The following is a 22,127-nucleotide window of genomic DNA, read 5'->3' on the forward strand; positions in this document are numbered from 1 at the left end:
TTACTCAGGTCAGTGCCTCGGGCATCCGATGCATGATCGAAAGGATTTCGCATGCCCATTTTTCAGAGAGAGCTCAGTTTCAGGATCGCCCGACGGGCGTGCGCGACTTGCCTCATGGCAGTGGGACTGACCTCGAAGCTGTCCGCCGCAGAGGTCGAGTTCAGCGACTCCTTTTTGAAAATGGAGGGTGCTCCGGTGGACCTCAAGTATTTCGAGAAAGGCAGCGCCATTCCGCCAGGCACCTACAGCGTCGACCTCTACTTGAACAACGTGCTGATCAAGCGCCAGGAGATCACCTTCAGTGCCGACGCATCCGGGCAGGCCAAACCCGTCCTCTCGCTCGGGCTGTTCAAAGAGCTCGGGCTCAACGCGGGCAAAGCCCAGCAGGACGGGCTTATCGCCGCCGACGCCAAGGATGAGCTGCCGTTCGACGTCAGCGCCCAGATCGCTGGCGCCGCGGTGGACTTCGACATCACCAACCTGGCCTTGCAGGTCAGCATTCCGCAGGCCTACGTCCAGCGCTATTCCCGTGGTTACGTCGACCCGTCGGTTTGGGACGAAGGCATCACCGCCTTCTACAGCGACTACCAGGCCAACTTCAACCGCAACACCAACCAGGGAACGAAGAGCGACTACCACAACCTGAACCTGCGCAACGGTTTTAACATCGCCGGCTGGCGCTTTCGTAACGAATCCGCCCTGACCGGTGGCACCGGTACAAAAAGCGAGTTCAAGAGCAACCGCACCTATCTGGAACGCGATGTTCGGCGCCTGAAAGGCAAGTTTTCCCTGGGCGAGCTGTACACCCCCGGCGAGATCTTCGACAGCGTGCGTTTTCGCGGCGCCCAGATCGCTTCGGACCTCGGCATGCTGCCTGACAACGAGGTCGGCTACGCACCTGTGATCCGCGGTATCGCTGAAACCAACGCCACCGTCGAAGTACGGCAAAACGGCTACGTGATCTATTCCGCGTCGGTGCCGCCTGGCGCCTTCGAGTTCACTGACATCTATCCCAGCGGCTCCAACGGCGACTTGCAGATCAAGATCATCGAAGCGGACGGTCGTGTGCGCGAATACCAGCAGTCCTATGCCTACCAGCCGGTCATGACCCGCCGCGGCAACCTTCGCTACAGCGTCACTGCCGGTGAATATCGTTCCGCCGACCAGCCATCGCCATCATTCACCCAGGGCACCGCAGTCTACGGTGTGACCGACAACCTGACCGGCTACGGTGGTGCGCTGCTCGCCCAGGACTATCGCGCCGTCAACCTTGGCGCGGGCGTGAACTCCAGCATCGGCGGCATTTCCTTCGACGTCACCAGCAGTGAATCGAAAACCCCGAACGGCAGGAGCAACAAGGGGCACAGTGCACGCTTCCTGTACTCCAAGACGCTGAACGCCACCGATACCACCTTCACCATGGCCGGCTACCGCTACTCCACCGAAGGCTATCGCAGCTTCAGCCAGCATGTGGACGACCTCATGTATCAGGAGCGTGCCGGCTTCAGTGCACAAAAGAGCCGGATCAACCTCCGGGTGAACCAGAACCTGTCGCAACGAGGATCGCTGTATCTGAGCATGGATGAAACCAGCTACTGGAAACAGCAGGGCCGCACGCGCAACTGGCAATTGGGTTATGGCAGCAGCATCGCCGATGTCAGCTACAGCCTGGCGGTGTCACGCACCCAGAGCGATCCCATGAACGGTGGTTCGGATACACAACTCACCGCCAGCGTCAGCCTACCGCTGGGTGGGAGAGGCAGTTCTCATCGCCTCTCCAGCAACGCCATCAGCTCGAGCAAGGGCGATTCCTCGCTGCAGTCGAACGTATCCGGCTACCTGGACGACCAGGCCACCCTCAGCTACTCGGCACAGGCCGGCCATAGCAAAACAAACGGCAGCACAGCCGGCGCCGGCCTGGACTGGGACACCCCCGTCGCCAAGCTGCGTGGTGGCTATAGCCAGGGGCGCGATGACAAGCATATCGACCTGGGTGCTTCTGGCTCCCTGCTGGTACACAGCGGCGGCATCACCCTTGGCCAGCCGCTTGGCGAGACCTTTGGCTTGCTGGAAGTTCCGGATGTCGATGGCGTCGGGGTATCCGGCTGGAACGGCGTGCGCACCAATGGCAAGGGTTACGCGGTGGTGCCCTATATGCAGCCTTATCGTTACAACTGGCTGAACCTGGACACCCAGACCCTGGGGACCGATACCGAGATCAACGAAACCTCCAAGGTGCTGGTGCCGACCCGTGGCGCCATCGTCAAGACCACCTACGCCGCACAGACCGGTCGCCGCCTGCAGTTCGTCCTGCGTGCGGAGAAAGGCGGCACCATCCCCTTCGGCGCCCAAGGCTACGACGAGCAAGACAAGCCCCTGGGTATGGTCGACAACCTGTCGCGCCTGCTGGTCTTCGGCGTTGCCGACAAGGGCCGACTGGAGATTCGCTGGGCCGAAGGCAGCTGTTTCGTGGATTACACGCTACCGGCAGCCAACAAGGAATTGGCATATGAACGTGTGGATGGCCTTTGCCGAGTTCGATGAATAATACAAACTCTCTTTCAATCGAGACTACTATGCGAAAAATACTTATACTTTTCTTTGCCCTTGGTAGCATGACACTGGCTGAACCAGCGCTCTCGTACTGCTACTGGGGAACCCAACCTAAAAACAATACATATCAGATTAATATTCCAAGCTCCCTGACCATCAAGCCAGCTCCAGTAGGAGGTGTACTTGCACGCCATAGTCAGAAGGTCGGCAACGCAGAGGCCATATTTTGCACGCAAGGCGATACAGCAAATATGACCATAAGTCATGGGCTACAACCCTCCACTATTCCCAATGTATACCAGACTAATGTGCCAGGAATCGGTATACGTGTCGTAGCCTCAAGATCTATTCTTGGCGAGCAGTCCGACGGATATTCTTTTCCTGGCCAATTTGTATTCTCGGGCTGGCAAACCCCATACCTCCCTACCTATATATATGTCGAGTACGTCCGCACCGGAGTCGCAGTCGGCTCAGGTCTGGTAACCGCCTCCTTCACAGCCAAATACATATTACCGTCGAATAGCGGTTTGACACCAAGCGTGATGTCTTATATATCCACAGGATCCACCAAGCTGGAGAACAACGTCTATTTCAGCAGTTGCGAGTCCCAAGAACCTACCAAGACTGTACCGATGGGGAAAATTGCCATTTCCAATATCAAATCGAGTACAACACAAGAGCAGCGTTTTTCTTTCGAAGTTCGCTGTCGCGGTATGCAGCCGACGACACCTCTACCGATGAAAATCTACTTCGAAGGTGACTCCAAAGCCAGTGGCCTGCTGAATCTTACAGGCGCTGGACAGGCGGGGGTTGCCCAAGGCGTGGCCATAGAGTTGCAAAACGATAAGGGCAGCAAGCTGCCTTTCAACAAACCTGGCGCAATCAACATGGATTGGCAGCGTAGCGAAATCGATAGCGAGGTCTACCGTTTCTCAGGTGTCGCCCGCTATGCCGCAAGCGGGGGAGAGATAAAAGCCGGTAAGGCGGATGCAACCATGACTTACGTACTGGACTATAATTAATTCGCACCTTTATATCTCGCCAGTCGCACGGTTACAGCTACATGCACCTAGCCAATAGCAGGTTTTCTCTGCCAACAATTTCTCATCGACCAAATCACTACCAACATGCTGCATTAACTTTAGACAACTCATTCCGCCACCGCACCAGACAGCTCAAGCCAAACATGAAAAAACACAGAAACACCCCCTCCAACGAATATTCAATACCGAGAAAGACATACCTATATCACAGGCAAACTCAAAGCCCAGCCCGTATACTTTTTGAGCCGAAAACGCTGGCAAACTAAAAATGAAAAGCTTCTCCAACCTTACTTGAAAAATAATACAGCCAAGCTTGGCTGACGTGGAGAAAAAAACGCTCCACCACTCAAACACCGATACGACTAGACTCTCTCCAAAGATGCGATCGCTATTTATCAGCACCGTACAGCAGGATATTAAACTTATCAGTCACGCTCTAAAAAAAGAAGATCTCCACGCTATAGGAGAAAACTTGAACAGCATTGGAGTCGCTCTATACATGGTAAGAGCTGCGGACCTCGCAAAGAACTGCACCGAACGAGCATGCGCACTCATAAACCCCACCACCAACGCACCATTACTTAAGCTACGGAAATTATTGATGAGGCTTTCAGCCATCATGGACAATATTGAGCAACACAAAACGCAGTAAACCGCACACTCACACCAAGCTCAAGAAACTCATGAAAAAATTAAAAGTAATCATCGCCGACGACCACCCTATTATAATTTACGGACTACGCCAGCTAATTAATCAGAATTATAATTTTTCACTTGTCGGAGAAGTCACATGCGCAGAAAGTTTAATGAGGTTACTCGAGAAGCAAGCGACGGATATTCTTATTACAGACTACAACATGCCTACAAATTCATTTTATGGCGATGGGCTCAAGGGAATCGAATACATAAAGAAAAATTACCCACACATACAAATCCTTGTACTGACCATGGTTTCCAACCCTTTGATACTCACTCGACTTCAGGAACTGGGAGTAGCTAGAATAATCCAGAAGAATCAGTCAAATGCCGAAATCCAAAGCACACTTAAGACCATTACTCAGCAGCGTAATTATTACAAACCAGCTCAAACAAAAACTTCCGCATATGAACCAAGCGCCATTGAAAAACGATTTTCTGCGCTATCAATTACGGAATTCAATATATTACAACTCTTTATTTCAGGCATGACCATAAGAGAGATAGCAAAACACCACAATAGAAGTCCCAAGACAATTAGCACACACAAAATGACCGCCATGAAAAAACTTGAGACCAATAGCGATCAAGATCTACTTTCATACTGCCTAGCATGTCGAATATTCAACTAGCTTCAAACAAAAACCGTCCTATACTGATAGCATCGCTGTATACAGGCACATTAATATATTATCATACCTACCCAAACTCTGCGCACCACACCCTGACTCCAGGAGTACCGCCGTTTTGATCACCCTGAGGGTCATAGGGGTATATAGAAAGTTTATAGTTGAGACTGCGTCATCCCACGACTCCTGTAGAATTCCGGCACAGGCCATTTGATGGATCACCAATTCTTCATCTAGATTGGATTGAAAAGTCCAGATCAAACATCCACGCTGGCTGAAAATCAGTTTGCAAGCACCACAGCCCAGCTAGAATATTGACGGACCACTCTAGATCTCACTCCCATTACCACATGCCAAAACAGCGCTGTCCAATAAGGGGCTGCTGTTTTGTGGGGCAACGGTCTACTTACGCAGATTGCCGGGTTTACAGGAACGTACTCCATGATTCCAGCGTGTTGTTGGCTTGTCGCGCTCTCTCTGTTACTTGCTTCATCACCGGTACTGCTCGCGCACGAATCAGACATCTCCTTGCTCGGAAGGGTCGCGGTGACCAGCCGCCCCTGGCTGAGTGAAGAAGATCGACAGTGGCTGGCGAGCAGGGGTCCACTCACGATTGGGGTGGCCTTACCCGACTACCCGCCGCTGGCCATACTCGATGCCAATCGTTTCCAGGGAGTCGCCGCGGATTACCTCACCTTGCTGTTCGAAGTCCCCCCTCATGTCCGTCTGTTTGCTTCCCGGCAGGCGGCGTTGACCGCGTTGCACAATGGCGAGATCGACTTGGTCGGCGGCGGCTCCGCAGTGGATGCCGAGGACCACGGCCTGCTACTGACCCAGGCCTATGAACCGAACCAGCCCGTGCTGGTAACAGCCGAGAGCCGCTCTTTCGACCCAGAGAAACCCGGCACCCGGCTGGGCGTATTTGCCGGCTATCGTATCGAGGAAAAAGTCTCCGCCATTTATCCGAACAGCCAGGTCCTGCCATTTGTCTCGACGCTGCGCGCGCTCGAAGCGTTAAGCCTGGGCGAGGTCGACGGGGTGATCGACGATGCGGTGTCGGCTCACTACCTGATCAACATCAACTACCTGCTGGACCTGCATATCGAAAACTTCGCTCCGGTGGAAAGCCGTGGCTTCGGCTTCCTGGTGCGCGCCTCCGATACGCGATTGCATGGCGTGATCGAACGCGCCTTGCCATTCATACGCTCGCGCCATAGCGAAAATATTCTGCGTAATTGGAGTGCGGGGAGCAGCCTGCGCCTGACCCAGCAGCGCGTGAAACTGACGCCCGCCGAGAACCGTTGGCTGGCGGCACACCCGGAAATCCCGGTGAGCGTCAGTGACTCTCTCGGAGCATTGGGGCAACTGGACAGCGGTGGGCAGGTACGGGGTATCGGCCCCGACTACCTCAAGTTGATCAGCCAGCGAAGCGGCCTGACGTTCCGCCCTGTCCGGGCGCAGAACTATACCGAGATGAAAACCCAGATAACCCAGGGCCAGACCCTGATGACCTCGGTCACGTCGGCAGATCCTGATACCGAGGCCGATATGGATATCCTCCTTCCTTATCTGAGGAGCTCGGTCGTGCTGATGGCCGGACCACGATCCGCACGCACCCAGGGCAGTCCTTTTCATAGCCTTGAAGACCTGCAAGGCAAGCGACTGGCCAGTGTCCCCGGCTACTTCATCAACCCGATCATCCAGCAGGACTATCCAGACATCCGGCTACAGATCTATCCCAACTTCCTGGAGGCCATGCGCAGCGTGGATGACGGGCGTAGCGACGCCTTCATCGGCAGTGACTACACCGGCCGTTTCCTGTCCGCGCAGCGTTTCAACAACCGCTTGCGCGTGATCGGCATCCTCGACGAGTTCTCCCGCCCCGTCAGCCTTGGGGTGCTAAAAGGGCAGGAAGAATTGCGCAGCATCCTGGAAAAAGCCCAGGTTGCTATCACCCCGGAGGAAGTGGCTGATATCGTGCGACAGTGGGAACCACGATTCTCTAGTAGCGGCAGCAACTTCTGGCGCGATCATCGTAGCAAGATCCTCCGGCTTGGCGGGGTCTTCGGTTTGCTGGTCCTGCTATCGCTGATCTGGGGCTTCTACCTGACTCGACAGGTGCGCAAGACCCGTCAGGCCGAAGGAGAGCTGGCGCTGGCGCGCGAGAAGGCCGAAGCCGCCAACGAGGCCAAGAGCGTGTTCCTGTCCACCATGAGTCATGAAATCCGTACCCCGCTGAACGCGATCATCGGCCTGCAGGAAGTGGTGCTGCAGAAAGCCGAGCGGGGCGAACTGGACCTGGCGTCGCTGGGGATTGCGCAAGAGGCCGCGCAGGGGTTGCTGTTGCTGCTCGGCAATGTGCTCGACCTGAACCGGATCGAGTCCGGCATGATCGACTCGGCGCCCGAGGCGGTGCTGCTCAAGGCCCAGATCGAAGCGATCGCGCCCCTGGTGGCCGGCATGGCACGACAGAAGCACCTGGCGTTCGAGATGCAGTTCGCGGGCGACATGGAGCAATGGGTGCTGATCGACCCGCTGCATTTGAAACAGGTGCTGTTCAACCTGTTGAGCAACGCCATTAAGTTCACTGAGCAAGGCGGAGTAACGCTGCGTGCCTCGGGGAGCCAAGATGGCGGATATCTGCGACTGCTGCTGGAGGTCATCGACACTGGCCTCGGTATTGCCGTGCAGGACCAGGCTCGGCTGTTCCAGCCCTTCTCCCAGGTCAGCTCAGCCCAGGTCGGGCAAAGCTTCGGCAGCGGGCTGGGGCTGAATATCACCCGGCGCCTAGTTGAGCTCATGGACGGTAGCATCGACTTGAACAGCGAGCAGGGCAAAGGTTCCTGCTTCAGCGTCACCCTGCAACTGCCCCTGGTCGAGGCGCCTGCCGAAGCCAAAGTAGAAATACCGGCGACCAGCACCGGGCAGCCTTCACTGAACATTCTCGTTGCCGAGGACAATGCGTTCAGCCGGCTGACGCTGGAAGAGCAACTGGTCCTTCTTGGCCATCGAGTGACGCTGGTCGAGGATGGGCAGGCGGCATGGGAAACCTGGCTGACTGCCAAGTACGATGTGCTGATCACCGACAGTCAGATGCCACGCCTGGACGGCTATGACTTGACCGTACGGATCCGCGCGATGGAGCTGGAACGTGGTCGTCAGCGCTGCTGGATCCTGGGCGCCACCGCCAGTGCCGAAGATGCGGAAGTCCAGCGATGCCTAGCCGCCGGCATGGACGAGGTAGTGTTCAAGCCTCTGACTCAGCAAATATTGCGACAGGTACTGGAGAATGCTCAACAAGTCCCTACTTGTTGGCACTGATTGAAACTTCCCCCCTACCGCTTGAAAATCGACCCACAGCGAAACGCTGATTTACATCAGCAATTGTAGATAAAGCTTAGCAATCGTGTCCCAGTGACAGAGGCATTAACCCCTACCGCATGCAGGAATGCGGTAGGGTATTCCCGGTGTAGATCAAAGCGGCTCATGATCCTCTTTACCATCCTCGTCCTTGCGCTCACGTTTGCGAGATTTGATCTTTGCCTGTGGAATCAAGCTGCTCGACGATGCGGCAATGATACGTCAGCCGATCCAGCAACGCAGTGGTCATCTTGGCGTCGCCAAACACACTAGACCACTCCGAGAAGCGAAGGCCGAAGCTTAGCCATTTTCATCTGATGATTCACTGACCATATGGCACGATCTGCATCGTTCCTATTGAAACAGATGTTCGAGCAACTATTTCGACGACGCCATCGACGCGCTTGCATTCTGCGCTAAAACAGTCGCACTCCCCTGCACCTCAAGGGAAAGTAAAGGTGAACTCCGCCGCGCCATCGGCATCGCCGACCTTGAGCTCGGCATCGCTGCCGGTGCGGATGTAGCCGGCGCGCAGCGGGATGATCGCGCTGTCGCCCACCCGTTGCATGTCGTAGAGGGTGCCATCGTACTTGATCCGCTGCTGGTTCAGGTCGTTGATCATGACGATGCCGAAGCCCTTGGCGCTGTTGGGCGAAGCCGTCAGATTGAGCACCGACGGGTCGGTGTGACCGGCTACTTTGTCGGTGAAGGTGATCTGTGGCTTGGCATTCAATGCGCACTGGCTCAGCTCGATGCGAAACGGCACCGGCGACGAGGTGGAACCCACCTTGGGAAAATCGGCCAGGGAGAAACGCCCGAGCTTCACCGGGATGGTCCTGTACGACTCCACCACACAGGTGTTGGGAATGACGACCTCACCTCCACCGCCCATATTGATGATGGCTGGCCCCATCAACGGGTAGGGTTTGCGGCAGATGCCGAGGGGCATGTTGTCAGTCGGAATAGTGACCTGCGCGCCCAGGTTGGCGACGTCCTTGAGCAAATCGACCGCATACAGCATCAGCCCCGAGCTGCCATCGACACGTTGGACTCGCAACTCCCCGCTGGGTAACTGGCTGGGAGGAACCATCAGAATCAGCGACTGCATGTAGTTGGTCACCATCAGCGAACGCTGGTTCTGACCAGCGCTTGGGTCATAACGGATCAGGTTCTTTTCCAATGTGACAGGTTTCGGGCTCTGGGTGATATCCCTGACGATCCCGTCCGAGGAACTCACCGCAATCTTGAAACCGATGCCGCTGATGTTGGTCGGCGCAATGGCATCGGGCAGAGGCGTGCCCGCGGTCCAGTGCCCGGCAGACACCAGTTCGTGCCCCTGGTTTCCCGAAGAACCACCGTATTTGTAGTTGGTGATCAAGGCGACTGGCCGCTGCCACAGGATGGAACCTACTGGCGTGGAACTGGTCAACGGGGTCACTTCCAGCCAGGGCCTTCCGGTGCTGTTACTGAACTCGCACTGGATCGCCTGGCTTTCCACCATCGCGGCCTGTGCCGTGGCACCAGTCAAACCCGGGAGCAACCATGCAAGTACCTGAACTGCACGGTTAAGCCGATGCCTGGAGCGGGAGGACCTGAGTACCAATGGATGGGTCATGAGGCCGTTCTCCATGTTCTCGTTAAACGCTCATGTGGTTCTTTAAGCGACAACCACGACTGAGGCGCGTTATGCATCGATGATCCGCAATGCGGGTCATCCTGAAAAAGGGGTAAATCCTGAAAAACGATACGCCCTGCACGGCAAGGCGTATCGAGAACGCCGATACCTGGATATCAGCGGGTAGCCCTCACAGTTACTGGATGATTCCGTTGTTACGGCCAGCGACAGGTACCTGGGCAGCTTCACCCAATACCGAGTTGTAGCTCATGATCCCCTCGTTAACGCCGACCAGACCGCCATAAATCTGGCCCCAACCCGAGTAGTTGATCTTGCCGGTGGCCACCGATTGACGAACGTTACCCGTGTTCAATCCCACCAGACCGCCCAAGGTCGCGTAGTGACTGCCACCCACTGCGCCCAGGGCTAACGAGTTGACGATCTGACCATGATTCTGCCCTGCCAGCCCACCGACGGTGCTGAAAAGGTCACCGTAGACCCTGCCCTTGGACGTAGCCGTCTCGACGATACTCCCCAGGTTGCGGTCGTTGGTACCCACCAGCCCACCCACGAAACTGCTGAACCCACCGATGACTTCGCCACTGGCTTCAACCGAACGCAGGTCGCCGTCGTTGTAGCCGATCAGTCCACCGACGTGACTTTGGCTGCCACCCACGACCTTGCCACGGGCCACGGTATGCTCGACGACACCGCCGTGGTTGTTACCGATGAGCCCGCCGACATTAGCCTTGGAGCCACCAGTGACGTTACCCAACACCTCGGCGGTTTCAATCCGACCGTAGCTGTTATAGCCAACCAGACCACCAATATTGACGCCCGACGAGTCGGAAACCGTGCCGGTGGCCTTAACGTCGACCAGGCTGCTGCTCTGGTTGGAACCGACCAGGCCGCCCACCGCGGCGCTGCCGCTACCGTTTACCGCACTGCTGGAACTGGACTCTTGGATCAAGCTGTTAGTATTGAGTCCTACCAGCCCACCGATGTTGCTGGCGCCGTAACCCCGCACTGACGCAGAGGAACTCGAGCGCTCGACAGTACCGGTCTGGTTATAACCAATCAGCCCCCCCATGTTCAGGTCCCTGTAGATGCTGTTGATGGAGCCACTACTCGAAGAGTCGGCGATATAGCCGCCCTTGTTGCTTCCGACCAGACCACCAACGCCGCCCACGGGATTGCGCTGCATGTAACCTGAAAGACTGACGTTCGCCGTGCTATTGGTAATATTGCCTGCGCCGGCCAGTCCCGAAACGTTTTCACCGACAAGACCACCGATGGATGATGTGTAGCTGTTACCGCTCACGTAAGACGCAGAAAGCGCAGAAGACGCAGAGCCCACCGATGCCCGATCGATGGAGCCACCCGCATTGAGCCCGACCAGGCCACCAATGACGTTGTGTTTCGCCGAGGAGCCGTTAACACGCAGGCCCGTGGTGCTGACATTGGTCAGGGTCCCGGTGTTGCTCCCCGCCAGACCACCGATATAGCTGAAGCCGGCTCCAGACGTAGTGCCATTCACCACCATGTTCGCCAGTTTCAGGTTGCTGATACTGCCCGAGTTGGCGGCGAACAGACCGACGTTAGGCCCGGTATTGGTCACCGTGAAACCGCTGACGGTATTGCCCAGGCCATCGAAGACGCCGGCGAAAGCGCTATTGCCGCCAATGGACTTGAAGGCACCGTAACCCTTGATGTCGGTCCCCAGGACATACAGGCCGTTGAGGTTGTTATTGACCGCCTGCAGCTGCGTGGCGTTCTGGATGACGCCATATTGCGAGCCATTGGAATCGAACGCAGCCCCGGTACCGGACAGGGAGACCTTCGCGTCCTGCCCCAGGGCATAGCCGCTGTTATGGTTCATCCCGAGGCTGGCATTGGCCCCGCTGAGGGTCACGTTGCCATTGAGCCGGACCCTTTTCTCGGCGTTCATTTCGACCCGGGCATTGGCGCCGGTGGCGGTCAGCCCGCCATTGAGTTCAATATCGCCCTTGGAAGACAGCTTCAGCCGATTGCCGCTGTTCCAGGTGACAGGACCGCCCACCACCACATCGCCGGCATTGCTGGCCAGCTCGATATGGGTGGTCGCCAGGTTGCTCGACAGGGTATCGGCGTAGGCCGTGTCGCTACCCGATGCCGCTGTCGGATTGACCTTGACCGAGTTCGAAGTGATCTTCCAGCTGCCGGTCTGGCCGTTGCTGGCCAGGGTATTGACCCGGGTCGCCAGTTGCACCTCGGTATTCGCGCCTTTGGTCTCGATCACACCGCCATTGCCTAGAGTGCCCGTAGCACTAGCAGTCATTACACCAGCCACCAGTACCTTGCCCATATCACCGCCATCGAGGGTGATCTTGCCGGCAGTACCCCTTAAGGTATTGGCCTCGATGGTGCCCTGGTTGTTGACCACAGTCTGCAACATGGTGCCCGCGCTCTTGGCGGTCATCAGCACCTGGCCGCCGTCGGCCTTGAGCAGGCCGCCGTTTTTCACCAGGGCATCCACAGCCGCTCCGTCAACCTGCAGATTGAGCAGGTTGTTGCCGTCGAAGTTCACGGTGAACTTGTCCCCCGCGCCCAGCGCCACACGCCCCATCTGCGCCTGGATCACCCCATCGTTGCGCACGTTGGTACCCAGCAGCGCCACGTTGCCGCCCTGGGTAGTGGTAATGCTGCCGTTGTTGATAATCTCTGCTGGCGAGGTGCCCGAGAACTTGTAGTTACCGGCCGTAAAGTCGGCATCGCTGATGTTTCGGGTCGAAGCCACCAGACCACCCACGTTGACCTGCGCGCCCTGGCCGAACACTACACCGTTGGGGTTGACCAGAAACACCTGACCGTTGGCATTGACCCGGCCCTGGATATCACTGGCATTGGTGCCGACCACGCGGTTCAGTGCTATCGAGCTTTTACCGGGTTGGTTGAAGGTGACCGTTTGGCCCGGTGCGACGCTGAAGCCATTCCAGTTGGTGATCAGTTTGTCGCTATGCTGGTTGATCGACATTTCCTGGCCATTCTCGAATGTCAGGATATCGCCGGTGCCGGATACCACGGCTCCCCCCGTCGGCAGGGCGAATGCCGACGACATGGCGCCCACTCCCAGCAGGCTGACAGCCGCCACGACCATCCCCTTGCGCGCACCCGACTTGCGCCGGCGACGTGCCCCTTCATGAGCCACATTCCAGCACGCCAGGGCTTGGTTCCAAACCAGTGCATACATCTTGTTCACGATGCTTCCTCTTCTTAAAAAACGCTCTGCAAACCATTTGCAGGGCGACACCACTCCTGCTACGAGCAGGTACTAGAAATATTGCGTCGCGTTCATCCAGACCTGGGGGCGGCGCTCCGGCTTCTCCCGGGTCTTGCCGTTGTCATGCAACGGCCAGGCGAGCGTCAGGTTGACTTGCTGCGAAGGCCCCACCCAGCTGGCGCCGATACCGGTTGCGGTAATCCGGCGGGTGTTGTTCTCGGAGGTCCAGGGCTGGCGGTTGACCTTGACCGTGCCGCTGTCGGCGAAGGCGCTGAGCTGCCAGCGCGGCGCCAGGGCATAGCGCAGTTCGGCGCTGGCCTGCCAACCCTGGTCGCCGCTGCCGGCGCCCACCGGATAGCCGCGCACACCGTAGGGGCCGCCAAGGCCGAGCTTTTCCGAGCTGTCCAGGTTGTCGTTGGCCCATTGCGCACTCAGCCGGGTATAGAGCTGGAAGCGATCGCTCAGGCGTTGCAGGCGCGCCGCATTGAGATTGAGCTTGGCGAACTCGCCCGAGGTGCCCGCGGTGCGGCCATCCTGGACTTCTTCCTCACGGTCGCCGAAGCGCAGCCGCCCGCTGCCGTAGGACAGATCGAAGAAGTTCTGGCCGCCCCCGAAAAAACGGTCCTGGCTGTTGCCGCTGAGGCTCAGGGTCCACAGGTCGATCTGTTTGCGACTGCTGAATTCGAACAGGTCGATGTCGTCACGCAGCCGTTTGTCTTCGTATTGCAGTTGCGCAGTGAGGTCGAAGGTGCGGCTACGCACCAGCGGCTGGGCGACGAAGAAACTGCGGAAGCTGGCGACACCGTGGTAATCCAGTACCTCGAAGTTCCTGCCCAGGCGGTAGCTCATTTCCGAGTACGCCCCCCCGATGCGGGTCGACCAGGGGCCGACTGGCAACTGGTAGGCCGCGCGGAAATAACGCTGCGACTCGTCGCTGCGCATCGCGCGCAGGCTCAACTGGTCGCCAAGACGCAAGGGGTTGTTGAGGTTGAGGCTGCCACCCAGGCGGTATTCACCGGTGTAATAACCGCCGAAGTTGTCCGCCTCCAGGGTGCCGTTCAACAGTGGCCCGGACTCGGTATCGACCACCAGGTCGGTGGTTCCGTATTCCTGGCCAGGACGCAAGGTGCCTCGGGCCTGGACCCCGGGCAGGTCGCTCAACAGCAAGAGACTGCGTTCCAGGTCCGCGTCGTATACCGCCTCGCCGCTGTTCAGCGACGACAGCGGCGCCCGCACCACTTGATCCAGGGCGCGCGAACGGTTCTGCACTTCGATGCGCCCGTAACGCCCCTCGACCACAGCGATCCGCACCAGGCCGTTTTCAATGTCCTGGGGTGGCAGGAAAGCCCGGGCCAGTACATAACCCTGCTTCTGGTAGTAGTCGGTAATGCGCTGCGCAGCCCCACGCAAACCGGCCAGGTCCAACTCCTTGTCGCGCAGGTCGGCCAGCAGCTCCTGCAAACGCTCGGTGCTGAAAACCTGGTTGCCCTCGATGGCAAACGTCTTGACCTGCACCCGGATCCCGGAAGTGTCCGGGGCTGCCGGCGCGGCGGGTGTCTCGGCCTTGGGCAGATCCAACTCCAGTTCCGAAGGAGCAGGCTGCGCCGGCTGGACCGACTCGATGTCACGCATCGCCTGGCCGGCGTTAGGCACCTGCAAAGCCAGGGCGATATCGGGCACTGCCAGTGGCAGCAGCGCCGCCAGGACAAAACATGACCCGCGCCACCCCGGACTCATGCCCACAGGTCGCGCACCCTCAGGCCCTCGGCCACTGCCGCATGACGACGTACTTGTCACGAATCTGCCCATCGCAAAACTACTGCTGTAACCGCGCACTTCCACTCAGCGTCTCCCCGCTGTCTACCGCCACCTGGTAACGAACGACCGTCGCGCTGGCGACGGCTGCCTTTTTTGCTGCGGGCAAGGCGATACGGGTCGTGCCGAAAGGCTCGAGCGTGATCCCCTGCCAACTGATCGATTGAGTCCCGCTGCCCAGTTCCAACTGCGAGATGGACACGTAGTAAGGCGCCCGACTGGTGGCCAGCAGTGCCATCTGCCCATCCGGCCCCGGGGTCTTGTCGAGGCTCCAGAGCACTTGCCCGATTGCCTCGTCCGCCTTGCCGGCAAGGCCCGCAGGGCGGTACAGCAGCTTCATGCGCATGCGATAGGCCAGGCGCAGCACATTGCTGTCGGTGGTCGTCACCGGCGGCACTTCGAGGAAGTTGATCCAGAACACCGACTCGCGATCGCCGGGCAAGGGTTCGCCGGTGTAACGCACCACCAGGGCGCTGCGCTGTTGTGGGTCCAGCCGTGAAATCGGTGGCGACAGGACGAACGGTACCGTCAGGCGGCTCGGGTCGGTGTGCGTATCCCCCCGGTCCAGCCAGGCTTGCAGGAGGATCGGCGCATCGCCGGTGTTGCCGACCCTGACCGTCAACGCCGGGGTATTGGCCGGGTAAATGAAGCGCGTGCCGGTAATGGCCAGCGCCGCCTGGGCGTCGACGCACAGCGACATCAGCAACCAGGCCGACAGCAGGCCGCCACGGATCCGCCGAGCCATGGCCGAGGAGCAGCGCAAGCCGCATGTCTGTTGCATCAGCCGTTCCTCGCCTGGGCGGGTGCCCCGGCAGCGTCGGGCGGCACCGGGCGGCATGGCAGGTCGAACACCTCATAGCCCTTCGCCTCGGCCGCCTTGGCAGGCGCGGCATCGCGCTCGGGCAAGCGGTAGTCGATCAGGCATTGCTGCCCAGGCTGGTCACCCCATTCGACGCGGATCGAACCCTGGTCCTTTTCGCTGCGCAGCACCAGGCGACTGCCCTGGCCGACCGCGCCCATCTCCACCCCGCTCTCGGCGTCGGTGGCGATCGCGGCAAACGGCAGGAGCGCGCCATTGGGTTGCAGGCTGTTGATCAGGAACGAGCGCGCCTTGCGGGTCGGGTACGACAGCATCACCACGGCCCCCGCCACCGGTGCCGTGTTGCGCGAACTCACCTGCAGCTCGACGTCGTCGGGCATGCCCTGCGGGTCGATATCCACGGTGTTGAGCTGGAAAGGCGTCAGGCTGGGCACCACCGCGTAACCGCTGCCGTTCACCCGCGCGCCGCTGTAGCCGACACCTGCGCCCTTGGCATGAGGCGCGTAGACCAGGCCACTGGTCTCGCTCAGGGTCTGGGCAAACGTCAGGCCGCCGGGGTGCAGGATCATGCCGCCGGACGCACCGATGGAGCCCTGACGGTAATCGCTGCCCTGGGAAAAACTGGAACTCAAGGCCACCTGGGGCAAGGAATAATTGAGGCTGGCGTTGTGGCTGGTTTCCCGTTGCTTATCGTCACGGGAAACGGACACGGCATAGGAGGCTTTGCCCGCGTCGTCCATGGTCCCGGAAACGCCGCTGGTCAGATGAGTTCCCGTACTCTGGTCGTGACTGACGAAGTTATTGAGCACCGTTGCGCCCCGGGTCTCACGGCCCAGCGGGATCGTAAGGGTCAAACTCAAGGTCGTGTTGCTACTGACTGCCCGACGCCCTGAATACCGGTTCTGTCCCAACGTGCGCTGTACGGCGAAGGAATAGCTGTTGCCTCGCCACTGATTGCTATAACCCGTGGAAAAGCTCAGGGCCTTGCCTTTTCTATTCCAGTAATTGAGCGCCGAACCACTGGCATAGAAATGCCCGCCAGTGGCCTTCAACTGCTGGCTGATATTCACATCCAGCCTGTCACGCATTCGGGAGAAGGCTTCCACCCGTTCGCCGCCCTCGACGAAGTCCTGTAACGCGACCGCGTCATGCAGTCCCAAATAACCACGGGTCGAGTAGCGATAAGCCAGTAACGAGAAGTTGGTACCGCTATTGGGCAGGTTCTTGCTATAGGAAAGACGCAGGCTCGTCCCCTTCAGACGGCCCCTTCTGGGCACGTTGGTTTTGGCCTGGGTCACATCGAAGGCAAAGCCCCCCACATCGGTATTGAGCGCGCTCCCCATCAGTACCGACATATAACTGCCCGTGACAGCGCTGCCGATGTATCCGGTAATGTCGTTATCCAGACCGTGCTGGGCTGTCCCTTGCAGCACATACTGGTTACTGCCGCGCAGCCCAGGATCGATGATCTGGCCGGCGGTGAAGCTGTATCGGGAGTTTCCAGGGCGCAGTAACTGAACAGTCGTGGCGAAGGGCACGGTAAAGCTGCTGCTCTTCCCGTTGGCCTCGGTCACGGTGACACTCAGGTCGCCACCGAAGCTGGCGGCCTGCAGGTCGCTGATCTCGAACGGTCCAGGCGCCACCGAGGTTTCGGAGATCAGATAACCGCGCTGATAAATCGATACCTTGGCGTTCGAACTGGCGGTACCGCGCACCACTGGCGCGTAAAAGCGTTCGGTATCGGGGAGCATCCGGTCGTCGCTGGACAGCTGCACGCCGCGAAACGATACGGAGTCGAACAGATCGGCATTGGTGACGCTTTCGCCCACCAGCAACTGTGAACGCCATGCCGGCAATTCGGTCTGGCCGTAGATGGAGCCACGCTGATAACGGCTACCCGCTTCCGGAGACCAGGTCAGGGTGCCGTTATGCCGCAAGCGCACCGAGCCCATATTGAGCCCCATGTTCAGACCGGCGTAAGCGTCGGTCTGGGTTCGGCCGTTATTCTGTGCACTGAACAGGTTGGTGTTGTAGTTGAGCAGCCCGGCGGAGATGCCATGATCCCAGTTGGCCGGATCGACATAGGTTTTCGACAGGTTTTTCTGCAGGAAATATTGCGGGACCGAAAGGTCGATCGTCAGTTCCTTGAGATCGATCTTCGTAGTGAGGCCGGGAATGTAGCGGGCCAGGTCCGCACAATAGAGGCCCTCCGGCATGCTTTCGGAAGACGGTTGCGCGGCGGCAGCCTTGTCCAGGTCGATACCGGCGCGGGTCAGCAACGCACGCTCGTAACAAGGCTGCCCGCCTTGCGGTCCGTGAGTGTCGCGAAACTCGATGTTCTGCGTGGCACGCCACTGTCCGTTCACCAGCAGGTCGATGCGGTAGTTGCCCGGAATGAGAAAGCCCTGGCGCTCAAACCGGGTGGTATCGATGGGCACGCCCTCGGTTTGAAACAGCATCTGCGAGTCGAATACCACGCCCTGTCCCGTCGGATCGGAGGTCTTAGCCAATGCCGGAGCGCCCGCGGAAGTTTCAGCTCGTGCTTCTGTCGTCATGACAATAATCGCCGTAAACACAAGACATAGGAAAAACCGACCCGAACTCAAACCGCACGCAACTAGCGCGCAAGCGAAAACAACCAGGCAACGAAACTGGACGCTCAACATATTTAATACCGTCATGCTGACAGCATGGACATGACAAAGCAGGGATAGTTAAAAGTTACAGCGAAAGCGGTTTTTCAAGGACCCGCCGCCCACCGAAATCATTAATCACCTCATAACGAACAGATGCCTTGCGATAGTTCTGAGGTTTTTGTTCAGGCAACGAAAAAAAAGTACTGCTGAAGGGCGCGATCATTTCATCCTTGACCGCAACCGGTTGCCCATCCAGAACAACTTCTATTTTTCCAAAGGAAACGTAATAGGCCGTTGGATTATTTACCTGAACTCCCAGGCGATTCTCGACTTTACCTTTTCTATCCGGATGACTGGCTTGTTTGAATTGCCAATCGAGCTTATTCGCCACCAAGTCCACATCCGACTTCAGGTTCTTGGGTCGAAAGAATACTTTGATTCGGGTCCTGAACGTAAACTGCAGGACATTTTCATCCACCTCTTTCCGGGGAGGTGTTTCCAGAACATTGAGCCAGAACAAGGACTCTCGATCTTCCGCAAGCTTCTCGCCCGTGTAAGAAACACGCAGGGATGCCGAACTTTCCGGATCCAGGCGAATAACCGCGGGAGACACTAGAAATGGAACCTTCATTTCTTCAGGCCCCTTGCTGGCATCACCATCGTCAATCCAGCTTTGGGCCAATGAAGAAGTGCCCCCTGTATTGTCCATCTTGATGGTGACTTCACGAGCATCCGACGGATAAACCAATCGAGTGCCCTGAATAACGATCGACGCCTGCACGGTTCCAGAACATACGCCCAAGAACATGACGCCAAGAACGAAAGAAGAAAAATTACGCGCTTTCGGCGTCATGGATAACTCCTCGGGCGTGTGTTTTTACTTGTATGACAGAGTGTATCGAACGAAGGAGTTACCCGAACCCGCTCCAACGGTGGTCGAGGTCGCTACATAGTTCGCCTTGAACTTGAGCGTTGCCGTATTGTCTTTCACCGTGGCGACCTGCGGTGCGCTCTCCGACTGACCCAGCGGGATCTTCGCGCCAGTCGCATCGTCGTTGTAGACCTGGATCTGTACGCCGGTTGCCGGAGCAGAACCAATCAGCTTCAGGTTGCCGGTGGCTGGATCAACGTTACCCACCTGGTCAAAATCGACCACGACCTTGGTGGCATCGGTACATTGCGCACCGGACAACACCAACTGGAAGCCCTTGAACGGAGAAGCATCGCCAATGGCCTTGAAGATCGAAGGAGAGATGCGCCCCAGCTCCACGTTGGTGACGTTGTTTTCACCTGGTGCCTTGCCGTTGATATTGCAAGTCACGTCAGTGATGCTGCCAGAGAAGTTAACCACTCCATCAGTGGCATGAGATAACGAAGGGACAAACGCGGCAAGCATCAAGCTGGAAGTTGCCAGGGATAGTAAAGATGTGCGTTTCATGTGATTTCCTTGTTCACGTTGATCGGCAAAGAAAGTGCGATCTAATTTGACCACCCTCCCGGTTCAGCCATGACCAATTCACCTCGGCCATAGCAGCTCCAAGCCTCTCTCATTCAAAGTCTAAGTCGATTATTCGACAACATTAGCAAGCTCCTTGGGCGACCCACGAGGGGGTAGTCAAAGGAAGTCATAGCTTACCGATCAGCCTTCAAATTTGAATTAAGATAGAGCTGAATCAGCCATCAGAGTAATCCTAATAACTCACCCAGAACTTTAAGCTTTACATATGAGACAAGACGGTGTAACTCTTTAAAATGCAGAAGCCGGCCATGCTCCACTAAAATCCTCATAGCCTGCATTTCAACCGTTAAGACATCAACAAATCCGAACCAAGAAAATTAAGGCAGAGAGAACACGCTATGGGAAACATAGTAATAGTCGACGACCACCCACTAATCAGGGTTGCCTTGAAAGTAATACTTCAGCGTAATGGACATTATATTGCTGCCGAAGCCGACAATGGTGTTGAAGCCATTCAACTTGTTCGCACACACAAACCAGATCTAGTAATACTGGATCTTGACTTGCCTCAACTGGACGGGCTTTCCGTACTCACTTACTTCAAAGCAAATAACTTCCTGGTAAAAACCCTGATATTGACTTCCAGCGACCCAAAAAACTTTGCCGTACGGTGTTTACATGAGGGCGCAGCAGGATTCATCTGCAAGGACGAAGCGCTGAATGAGGTGGGTGACGCAGTAAAAGCGCTGTTGTCAGGACATACCTATTTCCCTGAGACCTCCCTAGCGTTTTTACAAAAAAGCCTTTCCGCCAATCAGAGTACCTCTGCCTCTCAGCTCACTAACAGGGAAATCACCACACTGAGATTATTGGCTCAGGGCCTTAACAACAGGGAAATTGCTGACACACTACTGATCAGTTACAAAACGGTTAGCACTTATAAAATAAGGCTCTTGAAGAAGTTCAATACGACCAACCTTCTAGCCCTAGTTGAAATAGCCAGGCAAAAAGGAATCATATAGTTCCTAGCAGAATCCATTCATACATGGACATCTACCCCGTTCAAAGTCAGCATGTTATCGGTTTACGATGCGACACCAAAGTACACTTTCGTCAGAACAGTGAAAGCTAGGCTCTGGACGAAAAGTCGGTAACCGAGGGTCAAGCAAATAAAAATAGACGAGAAGGCGGATTTTAAGGATCTAAATAAGTATCCCGAGCCTGCTTTTAACACAACAGGACCGAGCGCAGCCATTTTTCGTCAGGATGGGGGGCGCCTGTACCTGTTGCTGGAGGTCATCGGTATCAGTATCTCCGCGCAGGACCAGGCCCGGTTGTTCGAGCCAGAGGCAGTCATTACTTCCCTCTCTGCATGTGGCTCAGATGTTTGGGCGGCATTGGGACACCGTTCGGTTGCTGGAACGGCGAGCCTTGCAGGCAGCATTGAGCACTCTGCCGAAGGCGCGACCGCGACGCCCGGTAATGGATGAGTTCGCATTGTTTACACCAGCGTCGTGCTGGATGCCGATACACGGCGAGTACTGTGGACTGGCGAAGACCGCGGCCAGGCCATTCTTCGAAAAGCTGGGAGCAGAGGGTTGCGCTCGAATCGAAGCGGTGACGATGGGCATGAACACCGCTTTTGACCTGGAGGTTCGCCAGCACTTCCCTGCAACTTTTGGGCGTACAGCACAGAAATCACTTTATGGCGGCGAAGGAAGATTATTGCCCCCCCAAAAACCAGCCGAAGCAGGTTCATTTATTTCGAAGATTTCAAAGGTTTTTATCAACAAGACTGAAAAAGCCATGAAGCAGCCATATCAAAAAAGATGCACAACTCATTGATTTTACAGACCATGAAAAATCACATTTTTTGAAAACCCACACAGCGGCACCGCCACCATGCGCCGCGCATACCCGGCGAGCAGGCTCCAGGCCAGGCCCGCGCAAGCCCCGGCGAAAAACCGCGCGATCAAGGTCAGCAGGTAGTTCGACGACCAGGCGGTGATGGAGTTGAACACCAGGAAACCGAAGATCGTCAGCAGCAAGACATTGCGTCGGCGCCACCCTTGGGTGGCGATGGTCAGCGGAATGGCCGCCAGCAGCGAGCCCAGGGCGTAGACCGTGATCATCTGCCCAGCCCCTGGCCGATCTCGGGCAACAAGCCGGCTGGCAAGGTCTCGGTAACGATGCAGATGAAGCCGGTCATCGCCAGCGCCAGCAAGGCGCCGAGGGGTAACCG

At 57.2% G+C, this 22,127-nt stretch carries 12 protein-coding genes and 3 pseudogenes; 6 read left to right on the forward strand and 9 right to left on the reverse strand.

What is annotated here, in order from left to right; translation table 11 throughout:
* The first annotated feature begins 51 nt into the window (after positions 1–51).
* The 4 genes from H0I86_RS20330 to H0I86_RS20345 all read left to right on the forward strand — a co-directional run bounded on the left by H0I86_RS20330 (position 52) and on the right by H0I86_RS20345 (position 8,242).
* Positions 52–2,544, forward strand: coding sequence for a fimbria/pilus outer membrane usher protein (locus H0I86_RS20330; protein WP_180921860.1), 2,493 nt, complete (start codon positions 52–54; stop codon positions 2,542–2,544).
* 32 nt (positions 2,545–2,576) lie between these two features.
* Positions 2,577–3,575 carry a fimbrial protein gene (locus H0I86_RS20335; RefSeq protein ID WP_180921861.1) on the forward strand — a complete coding sequence of 333 codons (999 nt, stop codon included), beginning with the start codon at positions 2,577–2,579 and terminating at the stop codon, positions 3,573–3,575.
* A gap of 704 nt (positions 3,576–4,279) precedes the next feature.
* On the forward strand, positions 4,280–4,924 hold the full coding sequence (locus H0I86_RS20340) for a response regulator (RefSeq protein ID WP_180921862.1): 645 nt from the start codon (positions 4,280–4,282) through the stop codon (positions 4,922–4,924).
* Positions 4,925–5,362: 438 nt separating this feature from the next.
* Positions 5,363–8,242 (forward strand): ATP-binding protein, encoded by a 2,880-nt coding sequence (locus tag H0I86_RS20345; protein WP_180925884.1) that lies wholly within the window; start codon positions 5,363–5,365, stop codon positions 8,240–8,242.
* 196 nt (positions 8,243–8,438) lie between these two features.
* Here the strand turns inward: H0I86_RS20345 and H0I86_RS32535 are convergent.
* The 8 genes and pseudogenes from H0I86_RS32535 to H0I86_RS20385 all read right to left on the reverse strand — a co-directional run.
* Positions 8,439–8,573: pseudogene (locus H0I86_RS32535) on the reverse strand (ATP-binding protein); the annotation flags it as partial.
* Positions 8,574–8,723: 150 nt separating this feature from the next.
* Positions 8,724–9,809 carry a fimbrial protein gene (locus tag H0I86_RS20355; RefSeq protein ID WP_258019347.1) on the reverse strand — a complete coding sequence of 362 codons (1,086 nt, stop codon included), beginning with the start codon at positions 9,807–9,809 and terminating at the stop codon, positions 8,724–8,726.
* 283 nt (positions 9,810–10,092) lie between these two features.
* Positions 10,093–13,134, reverse strand: a complete 3,042-nt coding sequence (locus H0I86_RS20360) for a two-partner secretion domain-containing protein (protein WP_180921864.1) — start codon at positions 13,132–13,134, stop codon at positions 10,093–10,095.
* Between the two features lie 72 nt (positions 13,135–13,206).
* Positions 13,207–14,892 (reverse strand): ShlB/FhaC/HecB family hemolysin secretion/activation protein, encoded by a 1,686-nt coding sequence (locus H0I86_RS20365; RefSeq protein WP_180921865.1) that lies wholly within the window; start codon positions 14,890–14,892, stop codon positions 13,207–13,209.
* Positions 14,893–14,971: 79 nt separating this feature from the next.
* Positions 14,972–15,751, reverse strand: a complete 780-nt coding sequence (locus H0I86_RS20370) for a fimbrial biogenesis chaperone (RefSeq protein ID WP_180921866.1) — start codon at positions 15,749–15,751, stop codon at positions 14,972–14,974.
* Positions 15,751–18,345, reverse strand: coding sequence for a fimbria/pilus outer membrane usher protein (locus tag H0I86_RS20375; RefSeq protein WP_180921867.1), 2,595 nt, complete (start codon positions 18,343–18,345; stop codon positions 15,751–15,753). The genes H0I86_RS20370 and H0I86_RS20375 overlap by 1 nt, the downstream gene beginning before the upstream one ends.
* Before the next feature lie 166 nt (positions 18,346–18,511).
* Positions 18,512–19,279, reverse strand: coding sequence for a fimbrial biogenesis chaperone (locus H0I86_RS20380; protein WP_180921868.1), 768 nt, complete (start codon positions 19,277–19,279; stop codon positions 18,512–18,514).
* Between the two features lie 24 nt (positions 19,280–19,303).
* Positions 19,304–19,864 carry a fimbrial protein gene (locus H0I86_RS20385; RefSeq protein ID WP_180921869.1) on the reverse strand — a complete coding sequence of 187 codons (561 nt, stop codon included), beginning with the start codon at positions 19,862–19,864 and terminating at the stop codon, positions 19,304–19,306.
* 419 nt (positions 19,865–20,283) lie between these two features.
* On the opposite strand from H0I86_RS20385, the gene H0I86_RS20390 reads away from it, so the two are divergent.
* Positions 20,284–20,907, forward strand: coding sequence for a response regulator transcription factor (locus H0I86_RS20390; protein ID WP_180921870.1), 624 nt, complete (start codon positions 20,284–20,286; stop codon positions 20,905–20,907).
* 337 nt (positions 20,908–21,244) lie between these two features.
* A pseudogene (locus H0I86_RS32665) lies at positions 21,245–21,556 on the forward strand (transposase); the annotation flags it as partial.
* A 209-nt stretch (positions 21,557–21,765) separates the two neighbouring features.
* On the opposite strand, the pseudogene H0I86_RS20400 reads toward H0I86_RS32665, so the two are convergent.
* Positions 21,766–22,094: pseudogene (locus H0I86_RS20400) on the reverse strand (MFS transporter); the annotation flags it as partial.
* Between the last annotated feature and the right edge of the window lie 33 nt (positions 22,095–22,127).

This window comes from Pseudomonas chlororaphis subsp. aurantiaca (assembly GCF_013466605.1).
Taxonomy (GTDB): domain Bacteria; phylum Pseudomonadota; class Gammaproteobacteria; order Pseudomonadales; family Pseudomonadaceae; genus Aquipseudomonas; species Aquipseudomonas chlororaphis_I.

Bases quoted from the DNA above. Each gene is read 5' to 3' on its own strand.
- H0I86_RS20330 (WP_180921860.1), top strand. From the start codon at position 52: ATGCCCATTTTTCAGAGAGAGCTCAGTTTCAGGATCGCCCGACGGGCG.
- H0I86_RS20335 (WP_180921861.1), top strand. From the start codon at position 2,577: ATGCGAAAAATACTTATACTTTTCTTTGCCCTTGGTAGCATGACACTG.
- H0I86_RS20340 (WP_180921862.1), top strand. From the start codon at position 4,280: ATGAAAAAATTAAAAGTAATCATCGCCGACGACCACCCTATTATAATT.
- H0I86_RS20345 (WP_180925884.1), top strand. From the start codon at position 5,363: ATGATTCCAGCGTGTTGTTGGCTTGTCGCGCTCTCTCTGTTACTTGCT.
- H0I86_RS20365 (WP_180921865.1), bottom strand. From the start codon at position 14,892: ATGAGTCCGGGGTGGCGCGGGTCATGTTTTGTCCTGGCGGCGCTGCTG.
- H0I86_RS20370 (WP_180921866.1), bottom strand. From the start codon at position 15,751: ATGCAACAGACATGCGGCTTGCGCTGCTCCTCGGCCATGGCTCGGCGG.
- H0I86_RS20375 (WP_180921867.1), bottom strand. From the start codon at position 18,345: ATGACGACAGAAGCACGAGCTGAAACTTCCGCGGGCGCTCCGGCATTG.
- H0I86_RS20380 (WP_180921868.1), bottom strand. From the start codon at position 19,279: ATGACGCCGAAAGCGCGTAATTTTTCTTCTTTCGTTCTTGGCGTCATG.
- H0I86_RS20385 (WP_180921869.1), bottom strand. From the start codon at position 19,864: ATGAAACGCACATCTTTACTATCCCTGGCAACTTCCAGCTTGATGCTT.
- H0I86_RS20390 (WP_180921870.1), top strand. From the start codon at position 20,284: ATGGGAAACATAGTAATAGTCGACGACCACCCACTAATCAGGGTTGCC.